This window comes from Klebsiella sp. CD33 (assembly GCF_051992865.1).
Taxonomy (GTDB): Bacteria; Pseudomonadota; Gammaproteobacteria; order Enterobacterales; family Enterobacteriaceae; genus Klebsiella; species Klebsiella pneumoniae.
In genome coordinates this window covers 1,936,633-1,956,451 of record NZ_CP197023.1, presented here as the reverse complement: position 1 = coordinate 1,956,451, position 19,819 = coordinate 1,936,633, and the positions used below count along the sequence as shown (strand labels likewise).

Annotated in this window: 19 protein-coding genes; 11 read left to right on the top strand and 8 right to left on the bottom strand. The window is 58.1% G+C overall.

What is annotated here, in order from left to right; genetic code table 11:
- On the top strand, window positions 1-270 hold the full coding sequence (gene minE / locus ACR809_RS09710; protein WP_002910902.1) for a cell division topological specificity factor MinE: 270 nt from the start codon (window positions 1-3) through the stop codon (window positions 268-270).
- Window positions 271-347: 77 nt separating this feature from the next.
- Here the strand turns inward: minE and rnd are convergent, their stop codons facing one another.
- The 5 genes from rnd to ACR809_RS09685 all read right to left on the bottom strand — a co-directional run bounded on the left by rnd (window position 348) and on the right by ACR809_RS09685 (window position 6,807).
- Window positions 348-1,463 (bottom strand): ribonuclease D, encoded by a 1,116-nt coding sequence (gene rnd / locus ACR809_RS09705; protein ID WP_162992571.1) that lies wholly within the window; start codon window positions 1,461-1,463, stop codon window positions 348-350.
- Between the two features lie 81 nt (window positions 1,464-1,544).
- Window positions 1,545-3,230, bottom strand: a complete 1,686-nt coding sequence (fadD, locus tag ACR809_RS09700) for a long-chain-fatty-acid--CoA ligase FadD (protein WP_002910904.1) — start codon at window positions 3,228-3,230, stop codon at window positions 1,545-1,547.
- 205 nt (window positions 3,231-3,435) lie between these two features.
- A complete protein-coding gene (locus tag ACR809_RS09695; RefSeq protein ID WP_002910905.1) occupies window positions 3,436-4,017 on the bottom strand; it encodes a Slp family lipoprotein in 582 nt (193 codons plus the stop codon).
- 38 nt (window positions 4,018-4,055) lie between these two features.
- A complete protein-coding gene (tsaB, locus tag ACR809_RS09690) occupies window positions 4,056-4,751 on the bottom strand; it encodes a tRNA (adenosine(37)-N6)-threonylcarbamoyltransferase complex dimerization subunit type 1 TsaB (protein WP_004180426.1) in 696 nt (231 codons plus the stop codon).
- A gap of 145 nt (window positions 4,752-4,896) precedes the next feature.
- Entirely contained in the window at window positions 4,897-6,807 is a 1,911-nt protein-coding gene (locus tag ACR809_RS09685; protein ID WP_117373307.1) for an ATP-dependent DNA helicase, read from the bottom strand.
- A gap of 131 nt (window positions 6,808-6,938) precedes the next feature.
- Here ACR809_RS09685 and ACR809_RS09680 point away from each other — a divergent pair, with 131 nt between their 5' ends.
- Window positions 6,939-7,283 carry a RidA family protein gene (locus ACR809_RS09680; RefSeq protein ID WP_002910910.1) on the top strand — a complete coding sequence of 115 codons (345 nt, stop codon included), beginning with the start codon at window positions 6,939-6,941 and terminating at the stop codon, window positions 7,281-7,283.
- Here the strand turns inward: ACR809_RS09680 and ACR809_RS09675 are convergent, their stop codons facing one another.
- Complete coding sequence (locus ACR809_RS09675) at window positions 7,284-7,469, bottom strand: YoaH family protein (RefSeq protein WP_004145519.1); 186 nt, start codon at window positions 7,467-7,469, stop codon at window positions 7,284-7,286.
- Between the two features lie 88 nt (window positions 7,470-7,557).
- Here ACR809_RS09675 and pabB point away from each other — a divergent pair, with 88 nt between their 5' ends.
- From pabB to ACR809_RS09655, 4 genes are all read left to right on the top strand, one after another.
- Entirely contained in the window at window positions 7,558-8,913 is a 1,356-nt protein-coding gene (pabB, locus tag ACR809_RS09670; RefSeq protein ID WP_004180428.1) for an aminodeoxychorismate synthase component 1, read from the top strand.
- 3 nt (window positions 8,914-8,916) lie between these two features.
- A complete protein-coding gene (locus ACR809_RS09665; RefSeq protein WP_004180429.1) occupies window positions 8,917-9,495 on the top strand; it encodes a CoA pyrophosphatase in 579 nt (192 codons plus the stop codon).
- 162 nt (window positions 9,496-9,657) lie between these two features.
- On the top strand, window positions 9,658-11,022 hold the full coding sequence (gene sdaA, locus ACR809_RS09660) for an L-serine ammonia-lyase (protein WP_004151445.1): 1,365 nt from the start codon (window positions 9,658-9,660) through the stop codon (window positions 11,020-11,022).
- A 182-nt stretch (window positions 11,023-11,204) separates the two neighbouring features.
- Window positions 11,205-12,782 carry an EAL domain-containing protein gene (locus ACR809_RS09655; RefSeq protein ID WP_042938013.1) on the top strand — a complete coding sequence of 526 codons (1,578 nt, stop codon included), beginning with the start codon at window positions 11,205-11,207 and terminating at the stop codon, window positions 12,780-12,782.
- Window positions 12,783-12,815: 33 nt separating this feature from the next.
- On the opposite strand, the gene yoaE is transcribed toward ACR809_RS09655, so the two are convergent.
- Window positions 12,816-14,375, bottom strand: coding sequence for a CNNM family cation transport protein YoaE (gene yoaE / locus ACR809_RS09650; protein ID WP_004145524.1), 1,560 nt, complete (start codon window positions 14,373-14,375; stop codon window positions 12,816-12,818).
- 446 nt (window positions 14,376-14,821) lie between these two features.
- On the opposite strand from yoaE, the gene manX reads away from it, so the two are divergent.
- From manX to mntP, 5 genes are all read left to right on the top strand, one after another.
- Window positions 14,822-15,793 (top strand): PTS mannose transporter subunit IIAB, encoded by a 972-nt coding sequence (manX, locus tag ACR809_RS09645; protein WP_023313380.1) that lies wholly within the window; start codon window positions 14,822-14,824, stop codon window positions 15,791-15,793.
- A gap of 56 nt (window positions 15,794-15,849) precedes the next feature.
- Window positions 15,850-16,650 (top strand): PTS mannose/fructose/sorbose transporter subunit IIC, encoded by an 801-nt coding sequence (locus ACR809_RS09640; RefSeq protein ID WP_002910918.1) that lies wholly within the window; start codon window positions 15,850-15,852, stop codon window positions 16,648-16,650.
- Between the two features lie 12 nt (window positions 16,651-16,662).
- Complete coding sequence (locus tag ACR809_RS09635) at window positions 16,663-17,514, top strand: PTS mannose transporter subunit IID (protein WP_004145526.1); 852 nt, start codon at window positions 16,663-16,665, stop codon at window positions 17,512-17,514.
- A gap of 62 nt (window positions 17,515-17,576) precedes the next feature.
- Window positions 17,577-18,035 carry a DUF986 family protein gene (locus tag ACR809_RS09630; protein ID WP_002910920.1) on the top strand — a complete coding sequence of 153 codons (459 nt, stop codon included), beginning with the start codon at window positions 17,577-17,579 and terminating at the stop codon, window positions 18,033-18,035.
- 419 nt (window positions 18,036-18,454) lie between these two features.
- A complete protein-coding gene (mntP, locus tag ACR809_RS09625) occupies window positions 18,455-19,021 on the top strand; it encodes a manganese efflux pump MntP (RefSeq protein ID WP_002910921.1) in 567 nt (188 codons plus the stop codon).
- 3 nt (window positions 19,022-19,024) lie between these two features.
- On the opposite strand, the gene rlmA is transcribed toward mntP, so the two are convergent.
- Window positions 19,025-19,819 (bottom strand): 23S rRNA (guanine(745)-N(1))-methyltransferase, encoded by a 795-nt coding sequence (rlmA, locus tag ACR809_RS09620; RefSeq protein ID WP_002910922.1) that lies wholly within the window; start codon window positions 19,817-19,819, stop codon window positions 19,025-19,027.

Genomic DNA, 19,819 nt, shown 5'->3' with positions numbered 1-19,819 from the left:
ATGGCTTTACTCGACTTTTTTCTCTCGCGAAAAAAGAACACGGCTAATATTGCGAAAGAACGCCTGCAAATCATCGTCGCCGAGCGCCGCCGCGGAGACGCGGAGCCGCATTACCTGCCGCAGTTACGCAAAGATATCCTGGAAGTGATCTGTAAATACGTACAGATCGACCCGGAGATGGTCAGCGTGCAGCTGGAGCAGCGGGACGGGGATATATCCATTCTTGAGCTGAACGTGACCCTACCCGAAACGGAAGAGTCGAAATCCTGACCTGTCGCGCTATCGCGAAAAAAAACCGGCTACGCCACGCGCCGCCGGTTTTTTAATGCTCTGAACCTGGCCGCGAACTAGCGCGGATAGTCGTTTAACAGCCTCTTCAGCCGCTCGGCCATCAGCTCCCCGCGCCAACCAGAAATCAGCTCAGGTTCACCGGCTTGCGCTTTCAGCTGCCAGTGCCAGTTCAGCAGCTGGTTGATCTGCCGACGCGACGCCAGCAGCTCCGCGCTTACGCCCTTCTCCGTGCTCACTTCCTGCACCAGCGCTTTAATATCTTTAAAGGCTTTGCGGTAGCCCGGCATGTCGATCAGATTCTGCAGCGGCGCCGGCAGGGCCGACTCCGGCAGCGCCTGCGCTTTTTCGACCAGGCTAATCAGCGTTTTGCCGTGGAAGCGAATTTCGCTACCGGACAACCCGAGGCTGTCGAGCTCGCCCAGGCTGGTGGGCATATAGCGCGCCACGCTCCACAGATGCTCTTCCCGCACCACAAAGTTTACCGCCAGGTCGCGCTCGCGCGCTTTGCGCAGGCGCCACTCCGCCAACAGCTGCAGACAACCCAGCTGGCGGGTACGCAGCTGCCAGGCGTTGCCGATATCGCGCCAGGCCTCGGCCGGGTCGACCACCTCCTGACGACGCTGCTGCATCACGCGGCACTCGTCGAGCGCCGCCGGCAGCCAGCCAGCGCGATCGGTCTCCGCCATTAACTGGCTGGCGATCGGCAGCAGATACCAGACGTCGGCCGCGGCATATTCACACTGACGCTCAGTCAGCGGGCGCGCCAGCCAGTCGGTGCGGGATTCGCTTTTATCCAGCGCTACCCCGGAATACTCTTCCACCATTGAGGCGAAGCCCCAGGACATTGGGCGGCCGCAGAAGGCCGCCAGGATCTGAGTGTCAATCAGCGGCTGCGGCATCAGGTTAAATGCATTAAGGAAGACTTCTAAATCTTCGCTGCCGGCATGCAGGTATTTAGTCACATCCTGGTTGAGCAGCAGGTCGCGCATCGGCGCCCAGTCGTTAATCGTCAAGGGATCGATCAGAGAGACCTGCTGGCCGTCGAACAGCTGCAGCAGGCCCAGCTGCGGGTAATAGGTGCGGGTGCGGACAAATTCCGTATCCAGAGCGACGGCGGAGGCCGCGCTTGCCGCTTCGCAGACAGCGCGCAGGCCATCGTCGGTGGTGATCATCTGATAGTTCAAAGCATACTCTCTTAACTTGCGCCCATAAAAAACGCCGGCGTAGCCGGCGTCAGGCGACTCATTCGTTACTTAGCCTTTATTGTCCACTTTAGCGCGCGCTTCGTCACGCAGTTCTCGCCGCAAAATTTTCCCGACGTTGGATTTCGGCAGTTCATCACGGAATTCCACCAGCTTCGGCACCTTGTATCCGGTCAAATGGCGACGGCAGAACGTAATCAGCGCCTCTTCGGTTAACGCAGCATCTTTCTTGACTACGAAAATCTTCACCGCTTCGCCGCTGCTGCCGGACGGCACGCCGATGGCCGCCACTTCCAGCACCCCGCTATGCTGCATGACCACATCTTCGATTTCGTTCGGATAGACGTTAAAACCCGACACCAGGATCATATCTTTTTTGCGATCGACGATGCGCAGGAACCCCTCTTCATCCATCACCGCGATATCCCCGGTGTGCAGCCAGCCGTCTTTGATAATCTCATCCGTCGCGTCAGGGCGCTGCCAGTAGCCCAGCATCACCTGCGGCCCTTTAATACAGAGCTCGCCCGGCTGACCCGGCGCTACTTCGTTATCATCATCATCCACCAGTTTGGCTTCGGTGGAGGGCACCGGCAGGCCAATGCTGCCGCTGTGGTAGTCAATATCGTGCGGGTTAACGCTGACCAGCGGGGAACACTCTGTCAGGCCGTAGCCCTCCAGCAGATATTGCCCGGTCAGTTTTACCCAGCGCTCGGCCACCGCCTGCTGCACCGGCATCCCACCGCCGGCGGACAAATGCAGCGAGGAGAAATCAAGCTGCTGGAACTCTTTGTTGTTCAGCAAGGCGTTGAACAGGGTATTGACCCCGGTCATGGCGGTAAAAGGATACTTCGCCAGCTCCTTCACCAGCCCGGGGATATCGCGTGGGTTGGTGATCAGCAAATTTTGCCCGCCCAGTTCGATAAACAGCAGGCAGTTCATGGTCAGGGCGAAAATGTGATACAGCGGCAGCGCGGTCACCACGAACTCTTTGCCGCGATGCAGCAGCGGGCCGTAGGTGGCATTGACCTGCTCGAGGTTAGCCAGCATATTGCGGTGGGTTAGCATCGCACCTTTGGCCACGCCGGTGGTGCCCCCGGTGTACTGCAGAAACGCCAGATCTTCCGCAACGATCTCCGGCTTGACGTACTGCATGCGATAGCCGTGCTGCAACGCGCTGCGAAACGAGATGGCGTCCGGCAGGTGGTACTTCGGCACCAGGCGCTTAATGTACTTGACCACAAAGTTCACCAGCGTGCCTTTGGCGGTGGAAAGCTGGTCGCCCATGCGCGTCAGGATCACATGCTGGACCTGAGTTTTCGCCACCACTTTTTCCAGGGTATGGGCAAAGTTGGAGACAATGACGATCGCCGCCGCGCCGCTGTCGTTGAGCTGATGCTCCAGTTCGCGCGGGGTATATAAGGGGTTGACGTTAACCACGATCATCCCGGCGCGCAGGATGCCAAACAGAGCCACCGGATACTGCAGCAGGTTAGGCATCATCAGGGCCACGCGATCGCCCTTCTGTAACCCCAACCCCTCCTGAAGATAAGCGGCGAAGGCGCGACTACGCTCCTCCAGCTTACGGTAGGTCATCACTTCACCCATATTGATAAACGCCGGTTGGTCGGCGTAACGGGTGGTGGCATGTTCAAACAGTTCAACCAGGGATTGATAGCGGTCAGGATTTATCTCCGCCGGAACATCTGCGGGATAACGGTTTAGCCAAACCTTTTTCACTGCATCACCTCTGAAATAGTTATTCGTCGTCATCACAGCCCCTGGATAATACATTTTGTTAACATTATATTAACTCAGCGTACCAGTTTATTAATTAGGCAATGAGCAGGTTGCGAAGCGCGTCACTATTTTTTTTCTTATTCGACTGAAAACAAAGAAACAGCGGACCGGCCGCTGTTTCTTTGAACTAACATAAACAACAAAATCATTCGGTTACAACGTTTCTCACCTCAGCAGGGCCGGGATTGTACCAGCCCCAGCCGCCATAGCCGTAGCCCCAGGGGCGCGGACCCAGCATCCACGGGTCGATAGGTTGCGGAGGCATCACCACCTGCTGCACTACGTTCCAGCGCTTGTAGCCGGTGGCGTTCATCAGCATAAATTTATACGGCGTGCTGCCCACCTTGCCGTCAACCACCCCGGCGATCGGTCCGACCACGGTCACTAGTTGACCGCGGAAATCCACCGGATCGAGGAAGCCATTGACATCAGCAAAAATCCTTCCGCGGGACGGCTCGCCCAGCACTGGCCGCGCGCCGCTGTCCAGCGGTACGGTGGCGATTTCTAAGCGGGTTTTCCCCTGCTGGTTTTGTACATTGACCACCTTACCGCCAAAGCGCGCTTCCTGACCAACGTACAGCTGCGGGGCGTTCATCACCCGCACTAAATCCTGCTGCGGCGTCGGGCTGGTGCCTTTGATGGCATCCGGCACTGACACGCAGCCGCTTAGCGCAACGGCAACCGCCGCGGCTAACAGCCAGCGAACGCCCTGTTTTTGACCCGCCATGATGCGACTCCTTTTCTCAGTCTTCTTGTTACTGAGATTCACTCGCGGCCTGGAAGTTTCTTCCACGCCACCTCGTTTCGCAAATAAACCGGCTCCGCTTTCTCCACGGCCACGGTTTTCCCCGCCGCCAGCAGGTAACAGGCTAACGGCAGCATATCCTCCGCCGCCGGCAATTCAATTTCGCCGCTGCTTAAGGTCAGTCCGCTCGCTTTCGCCAGATCCGGCCACGCCTGCCAGCCGGTGCCGACGGTGGCCCATTCGCCGGAAAGCTGTGCCAGCCGTTCGGCTACCGCTTCCGGTTTGAGCACCGCTTCCGTCTCTTCGCCATGCCAGACGCCCTGCTCGTCGCGCTGGTACTCGGCCCAGTAGACTTCGCCCATACGCGCATCAATGGCCGCCAGCACACGGGTGGCGCCGGTTTTGCGCCAGGCGCCCTGCGCCATGGTGGCCAGCGTGGAAACGCCAATCATTGGCAGTTCGGCGCCCAGCGCCAGCCCCTGGGCGATACCGATGCCGATGCGCACGCCGGTAAAGCTGCCCGGACCGCGGCCAAAGGCCAGCGCGTCCAGCTCGCTCAGCGTGGTGCCGCTCTCGGTGAGGACCTCCTGCACCAGCGGCAGGATACGTTGGGTATGTTCGCGGGGACAAATTTCGAAATGAGCACTAAGGGTGCCATCATTCCACAGAGCCGCGGAGCAGGCCTCTGTGGCGGTATCGATAGCCAAAATTCGCATGGGTGGTCACGCTCTCGTTACATAGTTCAGGCCTTCAGGCAGCCTGATTTCCGGCAAACGGCCAACCCGCCGCCATGCCGCCCGAAGTCTATTGGGAACCGCTAATTAACAAAATGGCGCGCAGCTTAACACATTTTAGTGCGGATTACCTTGCCGGCGGTACGGCGAGAAAGCGCACCGCCCGACGGATATCGCGGGTTCGCGGCGCCGGCGGCAGACTGGCCAGGAACACCGCGCCGTAGGGGCGCATCACCAACCGGTTGTCGCAGATCACCAGCACCCCGCGATCGTCGATATCGCGGATCAGGCGACCCACCCCCTGCTTGAGGGTGATCACCGCATCCGGGAGCTGCACTTCATCGAAGGGATCGCCGCCGCGCAGCCGGCAATCTTCCATCCGCGCTTTTAGCAGCGGATCGTCCGGCGAGGTGAACGGTAGCTTATCGATAATCACCAGCGACAGCGCGTCGCCGCGCACATCGACTCCCTCCCAGAAGCTGCTGGTAGCCACCAGCAGCGCGTTGCCGGCGCTGACGAACTGCTGCAGCAGCTGGCCTTTACTGGTCTCGCCCTGCAGCAGCACCGGTAGCGTCATGGTGGCGCGGAACTGCTCCGCCAGATCGCGCATCATGGCGTGCGAGGTGCACAACATAAAGCAGCGACCATCGTTGGCCTCGATCAGCGGCTTGAGCATCGCCGCCAGGTGTCGCGCCGCGCCGGGCTGGTTCGGCAGGGGTAGGTTGCGCGGCACGCAGAGCAGCGCCTGGTGCTGATAGTCAAAAGGACTCGGCAGCAGCAGAGTCTGCGCCTCGTCGATCCCCAGCCGGGCGGTAAAGTGATGCAGATCGTCGTTCACCGACAGCGTCGCCGAGGTAAAGATCCAGCTCCCCGACTTCTGCGCCATCACCTCTTTAAACTTCTCGGCCACGGTCAGCGGCGTCAGCGCGAGAGTAAAGTGGCGCGAGGTACACTCATACCAGTAGCTGTAGCCCGGCTGGTTGATCTCTTTCAACCGCTTCAGGCGCCCGCGATAGAGGGTGGCGCGCTCAAAAGCGGCGTCGAGCAGCGCCGAGCGACCCAGCGAAAGTTTGGCGACGTCATAGCATAGTTCGAGCGCGTCATCGAGCAGCAGCAGCGCTCGCTGAATGTGGCTGTCCGCCAGCAGCTCGCGCAGATTGCCGCGGTAGCCCGGGTCTCCCAGCTGCAGGCGGAAATCCTGCGCGCTTTGCGCCAGGCGGTCGGCGCATTTTTGCAGCTGCTGAGTGTCTTTCAGTTCGGTGCGGTAGGCAATGGTGATGTCTTTCGCCAGGTCCAGCAGCTGGCGGCTGGAGAGCGACTGGCCAAAGTACTGACTGGCGATATCCGGCAGCTGATGGGCTTCATCGAAGATCATCACTTCCGCCTCGGGGATCAGCTCGGCAAAGCCGCTCTCTTTGACCACCATATCGGCCAGGAACAGGTGATGGTTGACCACCACCACGTCGGCGTCCATCGCTTTTTTACGCGCCTTCACCACGAAGCAATCTTTATACAGTGGGCAGTCGCTACCGAGACAGTTATCGTTGGTGCTGGTCACCAGCGGCCAGGCCTGAGAGTCTTCCGCGACGCTGGCGCAGGTGCTGATATCGCCATCCTGGGTTTGATTCGACCAGGAGCGCAGGAGGATCACATCGCTGAGGGTTTGCACCGGCAGATCGCCGCCCGCCAGCGCCTGCTGCTCAAGACGTTCGAGACACAGGTAGTTGGAACGCCCTTTGAGCAGCGCCAGTTTCCCGTTGAATTTGAGCGCTTTGGCGACGGTGGGCAGATCGCGGCTGTAAAGCTGATCCTGCAGCGCTTTCGAGCCGGTGGAGATAATCACCTTTTTTTTCGCCCGCAGCGCAGGCGCCAGGTAAGCGTAGGTTTTACCGGTTCCGGTCCCCGCTTCCACCACCAGCGGCCGGGAGGCCTCAATCGCTTCGCTGACCGCCACCGCCATCTGGCGCTGCGGCTCGCGCGGTTTAAATCCCGGTATGGCTTTGGCTAGCTGGCCGTCTGCTGCAAAATCGTCGATCACATTGCCCCCTGGTTATTTGGACAGTGATTATGTCAGGGAGGACGGCGTTTCGCCAGTCCGGGTAGTGACGCGAGCGGCACATTATGGCAGTCTTGCCGCAGCCGAATGGAATGCTTAAAGAGGAAAAAGCAATGACAATTACGCGTATTGATGCCGAAGCCCGTTGGTCAGACGTGGTGATCCACAACCAGACCCTGTACTACACCGGCGTGCCGGCAAATCTCGATGCCGACGCTTTCGAGCAGACCGCCAATACCCTGGCGCAGATTGACGCGGTGCTGGAAAAACAGGGCAGCGACAAGTCGCGTATTCTTGACGCCACCATCTTCCTCGCCGATAAAAGCGACTTTGCGGCGATGAATAAAGCCTGGGACGCGTGGGTGGTGGCTGGTCACGCCCCGGTGCGCTGCACGGTGGAAGCGACGCTGATGAACCCGCAGTATAAAGTTGAGATCAAAATTATCGCCGCGGTGTAATTACTCGTCCTCATCCTCATCTTCAAAGCGCGCGACGATCTGCTCGCCGGTATGCGTTGCGCGCAGCTCTTCCGCCACCAGGGCAATCGCCTGGCCGCTGCTTATCCCCTGAGCCATTAGCTCATGGATACGTTCGACCGCTTTTTGCTGTTGCTCGTGGCTCAGCGAAGGTAAACCTGCAAACATCTTTTACTCCTGCTACATTGTGGGGCGTAATTATTTCACGCCGTCCCCAACTACGCCAGAGGGGCGGCAACGTTCAGGATCGAGAAAGATGTTGTCCCCCGCGATTATTACCCTGCCCTGGCGCCCGGATGCGGCCGAACACTATTTTGCGCCGTTAAGCGCCCTGCCCTGGGCGATGCTGCTGCATTCCGGCTTTGCCGACCATCCGCATAACCGCTTTGATATTCTGGTGGCTGCCCCGCGCGCCACGCTGCTGACGCGCGGTGAACAGACGTGGGTCGACGACGGCGAAACCGTTGTTGTCTCAGCGGAAGATCCGCTGCAGCTCCTGCAGCAGCAGTTGGATCGTCAGCCGTTCACGCCGCAGCCCCATGACGATCTGCCGTTTCTCGGCGGCGCGCTGGGATTATTCGGTTACGACCTGGGCCGTCGCTTTGAGCGTCTCCCTTCGCACGCGCAGGCCGATATCGCGCTGGCGGATATGGCGGTGGGGATCTATGACTGGGCGCTTATCGTCGACCACCAGCGCCAACAGATATCGCTGCTCAGCTATGACGACCCGCAGCAGCGTCTACAGTGGCTGGAGGCGCAAACGCCGACGCCGGGTGAAACCTTCGCCCTGAGCTCTGCCTGGCAGTCAAATATGAGCCGCCAGCAGTACGGGGAAAAATTTCGCCAGGTACAGGCCTATCTGCACAGCGGCGACTGCTATCAGGTCAACCTCGCCCAGCGTTTTCAGGCCAGCTACGTCGGTGATGAATGGCAGGCCTTCCGCCAGCTGAACGCCGTCAACCGCGCCCCCTTTAGCGCCTTTATTCGCCTCGATGAAGGGGCGATTTTAAGCCTGTCGCCGGAGCGCTTTATCCAGCTGCGCCAGGGGGAGATCCAGACGCGGCCGATAAAAGGCACCCTGCCGCGGCTCGATTCGCCGCTGGCAGATGCGCAGCAGGCTGAGAAGCTGGCGAATTCGCCGAAAGATCGCGCCGAGAATTTAATGATTGTCGACCTGATGCGCAACGACATCGGCCGCGTCGCCGTCCCGGGCAGCGTGCGGGTCCCCGAGCTGTTCGTGGTGGAGCCGTTCCCGGCGGTCCATCATCTGGTCAGTACCATCACCGCCCGCCTGCCAATGACGCTGCACGCCAGCGACCTGCTGCGCGCCGCCTTTCCCGGCGGCTCGATCACCGGCGCGCCGAAAGTGCGGGCGATGGAGATTATCGATGAACTGGAGCCCCAGCGTCGCAACGCCTGGTGTGGGAGCATTGGCTACCTGAGCTATTGCGGCAATATGGATACCAGCATCACCATTCGCACCCTGACGGCATGGCAGGGACAGCTGTACTGCTCCGCCGGCGGCGGAATTGTGGCGGATAGCGAGGAAGCGGCGGAATATCAGGAAACTTTTGATAAAGTTAATCGTATCCTGCAGCAACTGGAGAATTAGACCATGGCGGATCGCGCCCTTAATCTGGATGATTTTCTGTCCCGCTTTCAGCTTCTGCGCCCGCAGCCTTCGCGCCATGCGCTCAATCAGCGGCAGGCGGCGGTGCTGGTGCCGATCGTGCGCCGGCCGCAGCCCGGCCTGCTGCTGACCCAGCGTTCGCCGCTGCTGCGCAAGCACGCCGGCCAGGTCGCCTTTCCCGGCGGCGCAGTAGATAATACCGACGCGACGCTTATCGCCGCCGCCCTGCGCGAAGCTCAGGAAGAGGTGGCGATCCCGCCGGAGGCGGTCGAGGTGATCGGCGTCCTGCCGCCGGTGGACAGCGTCACCGGCTTTCAGGTGACGCCGGTAGTGGGCATTATTCCCCCGGATCTGCACTACCACGCCAGCCAGGACGAAGTCTCCGCGGTATTTGAAATGCCGCTCGCCGAAGCCCTGCGCCTTGGGCGCTACCATCCGCTCGATATCCACCGCCGGGGCAACGACCACCGCGTCTGGCTCTCCTGGTACCAGCATTATTTTGTCTGGGGAATGACCGCCGGGATCATTCGCGAGCTGGCGCTGCAAATTGGCGCACGTCCTTAGCTATACTGATAATGAGAGGGCGCTCTCATTATTAGTAAAATCGCGGTTAGCCATTAGTTTAATTCATGTGAATAGTTGAACTGACAGGGCGCTTCCCTCTTACACTATGCGCAGTTATTACATCGTTACCGCACCCGCGGTAACCCTGTCAGGAGTATTATCGTGATTAGTCTATTCGACATGTTCAAGGTGGGGATTGGTCCCTCATCTTCCCACACTGTTGGCCCGATGAAGGCCGGAAAACAGTTCGTCGATGACCTGGTCGAAAAAGGATTGCTTAATGCAGTGACTCGTGTGGCGGTTGACGTCTACGGTTCACTGTCATTAACCGGCAAAGGCCACCATACGGACATCGCCATTATCATGGGACTGGCGGGCAATCAGCCCGATACGGTCGATATTGACGCGATCCCGGCTTTTATCCGTGACGTCGAAGCGCGCGGTCGTCTGCTGCTGGCCAACGGCCAGCACGAGGTCGACTTCCCGGCGGATGACGGCATGCGTTTTCGTAGCGACAACCTGCCGCTGCACGAAAACGGCATGACCATTCACGCCTGGGCCGGCGAGAAAGAGATCTACTGCAAGACCTACTACTCTATCGGCGGCGGCTTTATTGTCGACGAAGAGCACTTCGGCAAGGAAAACGCCAACGAACTGCAGGTGCCCTACCCATTTAAATCGGCGCAGGAAATGCTGGCCTACTGCAAAGAGACTGGCCTGTCGCTCTCCGGGATGGTGATGCAGAACGAACTGGCTCTGCACAGCAAAAAAGAGATCGAGGATTATTTCGCCAACGTCTGGCAGACCATGCGCGCCTGTATCGACCGCGGGATGAACACCGAGGGCGTGCTGCCTGGCCCGCTGCGCGTACCGCGTCGCGCCTCGGCGCTGCGTCGTCTGCTGGTGGCCAGCGATAAGCTCTCCAGCGATCCAATGAACGTTGTTGACTGGGTCAATATGTTCGCGCTGGCGGTCAATGAAGAGAACGCCGCCGGCGGTCGCGTGGTAACCGCGCCGACCAACGGCGCCTGCGGCATCGTTCCGGCGGTACTCGCCTATTACGATCACTTTATCGAGTCCGTCAGCCCGGAGATCTATATTCGCTACTTTATGGCCTGTGGGGCGATCGGCGCGCTGTATAAGATGAATGCGTCCATTTCCGGCGCGGAAGTCGGCTGTCAGGGCGAGGTGGGCGTCGCCTGCTCGATGGCGGCGGCGGGACTGGCTGAACTGCTCGGCGCCAGCCCGGAACAGGTTTGCGTGGCGGCGGAGATCGGCATGGAACACAACCTCGGCCTGACCTGTGATCCGGTCGCCGGCCAGGTGCAGGTGCCATGCATTGAACGTAACGCCATCGCTTCCGTCAAGGCGATCAACGCCGCGCGAATGGCGATGCGCCGCACCAGCGAACCGCGCGTCTCGCTCGATAAGGTGATCGAGACCATGTATGAAACCGGTAAAGACATGAACGCCAAGTACCGCGAAACCTCGCGCGGCGGCCTGGCGATTAAAGTTCAGTGTGACTAAACTTTTCGTGCCCCTCTGCGCCTGCAAAGCGCGCAGGGGGTTAACCCTGGTGACTGAAATCTCCCTGATGCGCCTTCAACGGCGCATTTTCTTTTTTCTATACCTGGCGATATTCTGCCACTACACTTGCTCTATAAAATAAGCCACGCTTAACCACTCGTCCTGTCGACAGGGTGTCGCACATGCAGACTGCACAAAAAGTCATTACGGCCTATCGTCACAAACGCATTATTGTCTGCCTGCTGGTAGCCCTGGCGACCCTGGGCGCCACATTAGCCATCCGATTTATTTCGCAGCGCAGCGTAAATGAAGATTATATTCGCACGGCCGCCAGCCAACGGGTGGCGGCGCTCAATGACATCTTGCGCCCGCTAAGCGCGCAGCGAGCCACCCTGCTCCCTCTGGTGGGCAAACCCTGCCCTGATATCCATCTGACGCTGCGCAAAATGGCGGCCTCGTTGCAAACCATTCGTTCCGTCGCCCTCGTCACGTCAGGTATCGTTTACTGTTCCAGTATTTTTGGCCCGCGACAGGCGGACTTACATCGCCTGCAGCCCGCGCTTCCTGCGCCCCGCCCTCTGCTGCTCTTCTCGAACGACAGCTCCTTGCTCAAAGGCTCGCCGGTACTGATCCAATGGTATCCAGCCGCGGAGAACGGCCTGGACGGCGTGATGCTGGTGGTGAATATTGAGCTGTTGGGAACCTTAATTCTTAATGAAAAATCGGCCCTGATCAGCGACGTCAGCCTGCAGGTTGGCGATCGTTATTTTAGCAGCCGCCATGGGCTTCTCGAAAAAGCGCATGTCCCGCAGGGCACGGTGATTTATCGCCAGCGCTCTACGGAGTTTCCGTTTACTGTCAATATTAACGGCCCTGGCGCCTCGGCGATTGCGCTTGAGGAGCTGCCCGGCGAGCTGCCGCTGGCGCTGATTTTTAGCCTGCTAATGACCGGCATCGCCTGGCTGGCCACCGCCGGCAGAATGAGTTTCTCGCGGGAAATAAGCCTTGGCATTTCGGCCCGGGAGTTTGCCCTCTGGTGCCAGCCGCTGCAGGATGCGCGCAGCGGCCGCTGCTGCGGGGTGGAGATCCTGCTGCGCTGGAATAATCCCCGCCGTGGGACGATTTCGCCGGAGGTATTTATCCCCATCGCCGAAGGCAATAATCTGATCATCCCTCTCACCCGCTATGTGATTGCCGAAACCGCTCGCCGCCTGGACGCTTTTCCTCGCGACCGCCATTTTCACATCGCGATCAATGTCGCCGCGCGCCATTTCGCTAACGGACTCCTGCTGCGCGACCTGCACAATTACTGGTTCAGCGTGGATCCGGTGCAGCAGCTGGTGGTCGAGCTAACCGAACGCGATGTCCTGCAGGATGGCGACCAGCATATGGCCGAACATCTGCACTTTAAGGGCGTACAGCTGGCGATCGATGATTTTGGTACCGGCAATACTTCGCTCTCATGGCTGGAAAAGCTACGCCCGGATGTTTTGAAGATCGACCGCTCGTTCACCAGCTCGGTCGGCATAGATAGCGTGAACGCGACGGTGACAGATATTATTATCGCCCTCGCCAACCGCCTGCATATTGTTACCGTTGCCGAAGGGGTGGAGACGCTGGAGCAGGAAAGCTACCTGCGTAGCCACGGCGTCGATGTGCTGCAGGGGTTTTATTATGCGCGGCCGATGCCGGTGGAGGCGTTCCCGGCGTGGCTGGCCAGCAGGGAGGAGAGTGAGGGTGAGAGCGAGACGACAGAATAACTCGCCGGCCGCAGCGGCCGGCGAGCCTGGCGATTACTCTTCTTCGTCGCTCGGCGGACGAGTGACCACCGCGCGCACCAGATCGACCCGGTAATCATTCGCTTCCACTACGGTAAAATGCAGCGGCGGAAGCGACACGACGTCGCCAATGCGCGGGATATGACCATTGGCGGAGATCACCAGCCCGGCAACGGTGGCAATATCCTCATCGTCATTGATCAGTGGATCCAGCCCCAGCGCCTGCTGCAGCGCATGCAGGTCGGTCGACCCCTTAATAAGCCAGCCATCGCCATCAATGACAATCTCTGGCGTCTCATCAGCGTCCGGGAATTCACCGGCAATGGCTTCAAGGACGTCCAGCGGCGTGACCAGCCCCTGCACCACGCCAAATTCATTAGTTACGATGACGAAGCTGCCGCGCGCCCGACGCAGGACCCCGAGCAGATTGATCGGGTCCAGCGTTTCCGGAACGACAATTGCCGGGGAGGCAGAAGCCAGCGCCGCGACGTTTTCCCCCGACTCCAGGGCCACCAGCATCTCTTTCGCCCGCACGATACCAATGATTTCATCCAGCTCTCCGCGGCAGACCGGGAAGAGGCTGTGCGGCGACGACAGCAGCTGACGACGAATTTCATCTTCACTCTGCTCAGCGTCGACCCAGCTGATTTCTCCGCGCGGGGTCATGATGCTGCGCAGGGAGCGCTGGGCCAGGGTCAGCACGCCATTAATCATGTAGCGCTCTTCTTCCGCAAAGGCGCCCTCAGGAACGGGCACCGCGGCTGGACTGTCTGCGTCATGGCTGACGGAGGCCTGTTTGCGGCCGCCCATCAGGCGCAGGATGGCATCCGCGGTACGAGCGCGCAGCGGCAGCGTCGACTGGTGGCGAACAAAGTTACGGCGCGCCACCTGGTTAAAGAACTCGATAATGATCGAGAAACCGATCGCCGCGTACAGATACCCTTTTGGAATATGGAAGCCAAACCCTTCCGCCACCAGGCTAAGGCCAATCATCAACAGGAAGCTCAGACAGAGCACGACCACCGTCGGGTGCTGGTTGACAAAGCGCGTCAACGGCTTGGAGGCCAGCAGCATCAAGATCATCGCGATCACCACCGCCGCCATCATCACCGGCAGATGGTTAACCATCCCGACCGCCGTGATCACGGCGTCCAGGGAGAAGACGGCATCCAGCACCACTATCTGCAATACTACTACCCAGAAACTGGCATAGCCTTTACCGTGACCGGCATCGTGCTGGCGGTTTTCCAGCCGTTCATGCAGCTCGGTTGTCGCCTTAAACAACAAGAAGATCCCGCCGAGCAGCATGATGAGATCGCGCCCGGAAAAGGAGAAATCGGCGATGGTAATCAGTGGTTTCGTCAGCGTTACCATCCAGGAGATGACCGACAGCAGCCCCAGGCGCATAACCAGCGCCAGTGACAGGCCAATCAGACGCGCTTTATCGCGCTGCTTCGGCGGCAGTTTGTCCGCCAGGATGGCAATAAACACCAGGTTGTCGATACCGAGCACAATTTCCAGAACGATAAGCGTCAACAGGCCGGCCCAGATTGAGGGATCCATTAACAATTCCATGTACGACTCCGGTTTGCGGCAAGGTCAGTCATCGCCATGCCATGCAGGGGCGCGACACCAGGTGCTGAAAGAAATGCGGGATACGTAGAGGTGGCAATCAGATGCCAGAAAGTGAAAAGACGTCGATGACGGTCCATACTGCGGGCTATGCCCTATACTCCTGAGTAATTAAACGGAAGTTAAACATAGCAAAATATAGATCGAAATTGGAAATAATTTACCTGAATTTGCAATAACTAAGGCTATTTTTTGCGCTGCAAAATTATTCGCAGACGATACGTGATTAACGGATCTTCATCACATTAATTATTTTTTCACTGTCTAAAATAATTCGCGGTAGTAACTATTTTCTATCTTACACCCTAACTGAATCGATTTTGTCCTCAAGAGTGATTCAGGATGTATCAAAGCAGATGATGCATTCACGATAATAAAGGAGGTAGCAAGTGACGATTGCTATTGTAATAGGCACACATGGTTGGGCTGCAGAACAGCTGCTGAAAACAGCAGAAATGCTGTTGGGCGAGCAGGAAAACGTTGGCTGGATCGATTTCGTTCCGGGTGAAAATGCCGAAACGTTGATCGAGAAATACAACGCCCAGTTGGCAAAACTGGATACCAGTAAAGGCGTGCTATTTCTCGTCGATACATGGGGAGGCAGCCCTTTCAACGCTGCGAGCCGCATTGTCGTCGATAAAGAGCATTACGAAGTTATCGCCGGCGTCAATATCCCGATGCTGGTGGAAACCTTCATGGCCCGCGACGACGATCCTTCCTTTGATGAACTGGTCGCCTTAGCGGTTGAAACCGGCAGCGAAGGCGTGAAAGCGCTTAAAGCCAAACCGGTGGAAAAAGCGGCCCCTGCGCCCGCGCCTGTCGCAGCGCCAAAAGCCGCCGCACCGGCCAAACCCATGGGCCCGGACGACTACATGGTAATTGGCCTTGCGCGTATAGACGACCGTCTGATCCATGGTCAGGTCGCCACCCGCTGGACCAAAGAGACCAACGTTACCCGCATCATCGTTGTCAGTGATGAAGTGGCCGCGGATACCGTGCGTAAAACTCTGCTGACCCAGGTTGCGCCGCCGGGCGTCACCGCTCACGTGGTGGATGTGGCCAAAATGATCCGCGTCTACAACAACCCCAAGTATGCCGGACAGCGCGTTATGCTGCTGTTTACTAACCCGACCGACGTTGAACGTATCGTCGAGGGCGGCGTGAAAATCACCAGCGTCAACATCGGCGGTATGGCGTTCCGCCAGGGTAAAACCCAGGTTAACAACGCGATTTCAGTCGATGCCAAAGATATTGAGGCGTTTAAAAAGCTGAACGCCCGCGGTATCGAGCTGGAGGCACGTAAAGTGTCCACCGACCCGAAACTGAAAATGATGGATCTGATCGCTAAGGTTGATAAATAACCCGGCGGATCGCGCCCCAGTTTTCACTTTAAGACTTAATCAACAGGAGAAGTACAATGGAGATTACCCTTCTTCAGATTGTGCTGGTGTTCATCGTCGCGTGTATTGCGGGTATGGAGTCGGTACTTGATGAATTTCAGTTCCACCGTCCCCTGATCGCCTGTACGCTGATCGGCGCCGTTCTCGGCGATATGAAAACCGGTATTATCATCGGCGGTACGCTGGAGATGATAGCCCTGGGCTGGATGAACATCGGTGCGGCGGTAGCCCCTGATGCCGCGCTGGCGTCCATTATTTCCACCGTCCTGGTTATTGCCGGCCATCAGAGCATCGGCGCCGGTATCGCGCTGGCTATCCCGCTGGCGGCGGCAGGCCAGGTGCTGACCATCATCGTGCGCACCATCACCGTGGCCTTCCAGCACGCGGCGGATAAAGCGGCGGAGAATGGTAACCTGACCGCCCTGTCGTGGCTGCACGTCTCGTCCCTGTTCCTGCAGGCGATGCGTATCGCTATCCCGGCCGTTATCGTGGCGATTTCCGTCGGCACCAGCGAAGTTCAGGGCCTGCTGAATGCTATCCCGGAAGTGGTCACCAGCGGTCTGAACATCGCCGGCGGTATGATCGTGGTTGTCGGTTATGCAATGGTCATCAACATGATGCGCGCAGGCTATCTGATGCCGTTCTTCTACCTCGGCTTCGTCACCGCCGCCTTCACCAACTTCAACCTGGTGGCCCTGGGTGTGATTGGTGCGGTCATGGCAATCCTCTACATCCAGCTGAGCCCGAAATATAACCGCGTCGCCGGTGCGCCGGCTCAGGCGGCTGGTAACAACGATCTCGATAACGAACTGGACTAACAGGTGAGCGAAATGGTTGATATGACTAAAAATACCACCGAGAAAAAACTCACACAGAGTGATATTCGTGGCGTGTTCATTCGTTCTAACCTGTTCCAGGGTTCATGGAACTTCGAACGTATGCAGGCGCTGGGGTTCTGCTTCTCTATGGTTCCGGCGATTCGTCGTCTGTACCCGGAGAACAACGATGCGCGTAAGCAGGCGATTAAGCGTCACCTTGAGTTTTTCAACACCCACCCTTACGTTGCCGCTCCGGTACTGGGCGTAACCCTGGCGATGGAAGAGCAGCGCGCCAATGGCGCAGAGATTGACGATGGCGCTATCAACGGCATCAAAGTCGGTCTGATGGGACCGCTGGCCGGCGTTGGCGACCCGATCTTCTGGGGTACCGTGCGTCCGGTGTTTGCAGCCTTAGGCGCCGGGATCGCGATGAGCGGTAGCCTGCTCGGTCCTCTGCTGTTCTTTATCCTGTTCAACGCGGTGCGTCTGCTGACCCGTTACTACGGTGTCGCCTATGGTTATCGCAAAGGCGTGGATATCGTTAAAGATATGGGCGGCGGCTTCCTGCAGAAACTGACTGAGGGGGCGTCAATCCTCGGCCTGTTTGTCATGGGGGCGCTGGTTAACAAGTGGACGCATGTGAACATTCCGATGGTGGTGTCAAAAATCACCGGCTCTGACGGACAGGTTCACGTCACCACGGTGCAGACTATCCTTGATCAGCTGATGCCGGGTCTGGTGCCGCTGCTGTTGACCTTCGCCTGTATGTGGCTGCTGCGTAAGAAAGTTAACCCGCTGTGGATCATCGTTGGCTTCTTCGTCATCGGTATCGCCGGCTACGCGGTCGGCCTGCTGGGTCTGTAATTTCCAGGCTGTACGCCGGGGGCTTGCCCCCGGCTTTTTTTTATCAGGAGAAACGCAAAGCAATGACCTTCACGGACCTGGTGATCATCCTGTTTATCCTTGCGCTACTGGCCTACGCGATATATGACCAGTTTATTATGCCGAGGCGAAACGGCCCGGTACTGCTGGCCATCCCCCTGCTTCGCCGCAGTCGCGTTGACGGCATGATCTTTGTCGGCCTCACCGCCATTCTGATCTATAACAACATCACCCAGCACGGCACGGCGATCACCACCTGGCTATTATCTGCGCTGGCGCTGATGGGGCTCTATTTATTCTGGATCCGTACGCCGAAAATCATTTTTAAACCGCGCGGCTTTTTCTTCGCCAACGTGTGGATAGAATATCAGCGGATTAAAGAGATGAATTTATCCGAGGACGGTGTGCTGGTGATGCAATTAGAGCAACGGCGGCTGCTGATACGCGTACGAAATATCGACGATCTGGAGAAGATATACAAACTTCTCATTACAACTCAATGACTTAAAAATATAGCCAGCGCTATATTATTCCCGTTAGCAGCGGAGAAATATTATAGCCACGGCTATATTTCCCGCCTAACCTTATCTTTTTTATTAACTATTTTTTCACTTATAAATTTAAATGAAAATCGTTATCATTTGGTTATTAAAAATAGCCCTCTTCTGTTATTGTTTTATATTCTAAAAATATGTTAAGGTTGCGCCCGTCGTTGGGGAGTAGCCGATTTCCTGCCCGCCAGGAAATGTACGTGTCAACATACTCGTTGCAAAACGTGGCACGTACGGGTTGAAGAGATTCAATCAGGCGAGACCATAGATACATCACTGCTGTACGTATTGCTCAGCCATTGAGCGGCTCCGCGTATGTTTACTGGGGGCAGCGATGTGTCATATGGATTATCCCCGGTCAGGACACGCACATGAATTTATCCGCTACCATTCTTCTCGCTTTCGGCATGTCAATGGACGCCTTCGCAGCCTCCATCGGCAAAGGCGCCACCCTGCATAAACCCAAATTTTCAGAGGCAGTACGCACCGGGCTGATTTTTGGCGCCATTGAAACCCTGACACCGCTGGTCGGCTGGGGGCTTGGCATGCTGGCCAGCCAGTTTATCCTCGAGTGGAATCACTGGATTGCCTTTATTTTACTGGTGTTTCTCGGCGGGCGAATGATCGTCGAAGGTTTTCGCGGCGACAGCGACGAGGCGTGCGAGGCGCCTCACCGACATGGTTTCTGGCTTCTGGTCACCACCGCCTTCGCCACCAGCCTTGACGCGATGGCCGTCGGCGTCGGTCTGGCCTTCCTGCAGGTCAGCATTGTGACCACCGCGCTGGCGATCGGCTGCGCCACCTTTATCATGTCGACGCTGGGGATGATGGTCGGTCGCTTTATCGGCCCGCTGCTGGGCAAACGAGCCGAAATTCTCGGCGGTATCGTGCTGATTGGCATCGGCAGCGAAATCCTCTGGAGCCATTTCGCCGGTTAAGCTTTACGCTTCGCGCTGCCAGCAGTGGATCATAAAATCGGTCTGGCAACCAAAGGTCGGCTGCTGACGCAGCGCGGCGTGCACTTCGGCTTTAGCCCGCCATGCGAACGGCGTCATCTGCAGCAGGGCCTGCGCTTCACTTCCCGTCAGGATCATCGGGTAAGCCAGCTGCTGCTGAGCCTCCAGGCGGAACCCAGGCATCGCTTCCGTCTTCAGCTCATGCAGGCGAACTTCATCGTAAATCAGCCCTTTCAGCTCCAGTAGGTGACGGGGACCCGGCGTGGCGGTGATTACCCAACCACCGGGACGCACCACCCGCGCCAGCTCTTCGGCGTTGCAGGGCGCGTAAATGCGCACTACCGCGTCGAAGCTAGCGTCGGAAAATGGCAGGCGCTGGCTGGAGGCCACGCAAAAATTCACCTGCGGGTAGCGTTTTGCCGCCGCGCGGATCGCCGGCTTCGACACGTCCAGCCCCCAGCTGCGGCTGGCGATGGCGGCAAACGCGTGGGTGTAATACCCCTCGCCACAGCCGATATCCAGTAAATCCGTAGGGGCGTAATGTCGCAGCCGCTCAGCGATAGCATCCCGTAGCGGCTGATAATGTCCAGCGTCGAGGAACGCCCGCCGGGCCTGCATCATTTCGGCGCTATCGCCGGGATCGCGCGACCGCTTGAACTGCACCGGTAGCAGATTGACGTACCCCTCTTTCGCCAGATCGAACTGGTGCCGCTGCGGGCAGGAATAGTGGTTGTCGCTACGGCTGAGCGGCGCGTGACAAAGGGGGCAACTGTATGACAT

Bases quoted from the DNA above. Each gene is read 5' to 3' on its own strand.
- minE (WP_002910902.1), top strand. From the start codon at position 1: ATGGCTTTACTCGACTTTTTTCTCTCGCGAAAAAAGAACACGGCTAAT.
- rnd (WP_162992571.1), bottom strand. From the start codon at position 1,463: ATGATCACCACCGACGATGGCCTGCGCGCTGTCTGCGAAGCGGCAAGC.
- ACR809_RS09695 (WP_002910905.1), bottom strand. From the start codon at position 4,017: ATGGCGGGTCAAAAACAGGGCGTTCGCTGGCTGTTAGCCGCGGCGGTT.
- tsaB (WP_004180426.1), bottom strand. From the start codon at position 4,751: ATGCGAATTTTGGCTATCGATACCGCCACAGAGGCCTGCTCCGCGGCT.
- ACR809_RS09680 (WP_002910910.1), top strand. From the start codon at position 6,939: ATGACAATTACGCGTATTGATGCCGAAGCCCGTTGGTCAGACGTGGTG.
- ACR809_RS09675 (WP_004145519.1), bottom strand. From the start codon at position 7,469: ATGTTTGCAGGTTTACCTTCGCTGAGCCACGAGCAACAGCAAAAAGCG.
- pabB (WP_004180428.1), top strand. From the start codon at position 7,558: ATGTTGTCCCCCGCGATTATTACCCTGCCCTGGCGCCCGGATGCGGCC.
- ACR809_RS09665 (WP_004180429.1), top strand. From the start codon at position 8,917: ATGGCGGATCGCGCCCTTAATCTGGATGATTTTCTGTCCCGCTTTCAG.
- ACR809_RS09655 (WP_042938013.1), top strand. From the start codon at position 11,205: ATGCAGACTGCACAAAAAGTCATTACGGCCTATCGTCACAAACGCATT.
- yoaE (WP_004145524.1), bottom strand. From the start codon at position 14,375: ATGGAATTGTTAATGGATCCCTCAATCTGGGCCGGCCTGTTGACGCTT.
- ACR809_RS09640 (WP_002910918.1), top strand. From the start codon at position 15,850: ATGGAGATTACCCTTCTTCAGATTGTGCTGGTGTTCATCGTCGCGTGT.
- ACR809_RS09635 (WP_004145526.1), top strand. From the start codon at position 16,663: ATGGTTGATATGACTAAAAATACCACCGAGAAAAAACTCACACAGAGT.
- ACR809_RS09630 (WP_002910920.1), top strand. From the start codon at position 17,577: ATGACCTTCACGGACCTGGTGATCATCCTGTTTATCCTTGCGCTACTG.
- mntP (WP_002910921.1), top strand. From the start codon at position 18,455: ATGAATTTATCCGCTACCATTCTTCTCGCTTTCGGCATGTCAATGGAC.
- rlmA (WP_002910922.1), bottom strand. From the start codon at position 19,819: ATGTCATACAGTTGCCCCCTTTGTCACGCGCCGCTCAGCCGTAGCGAC.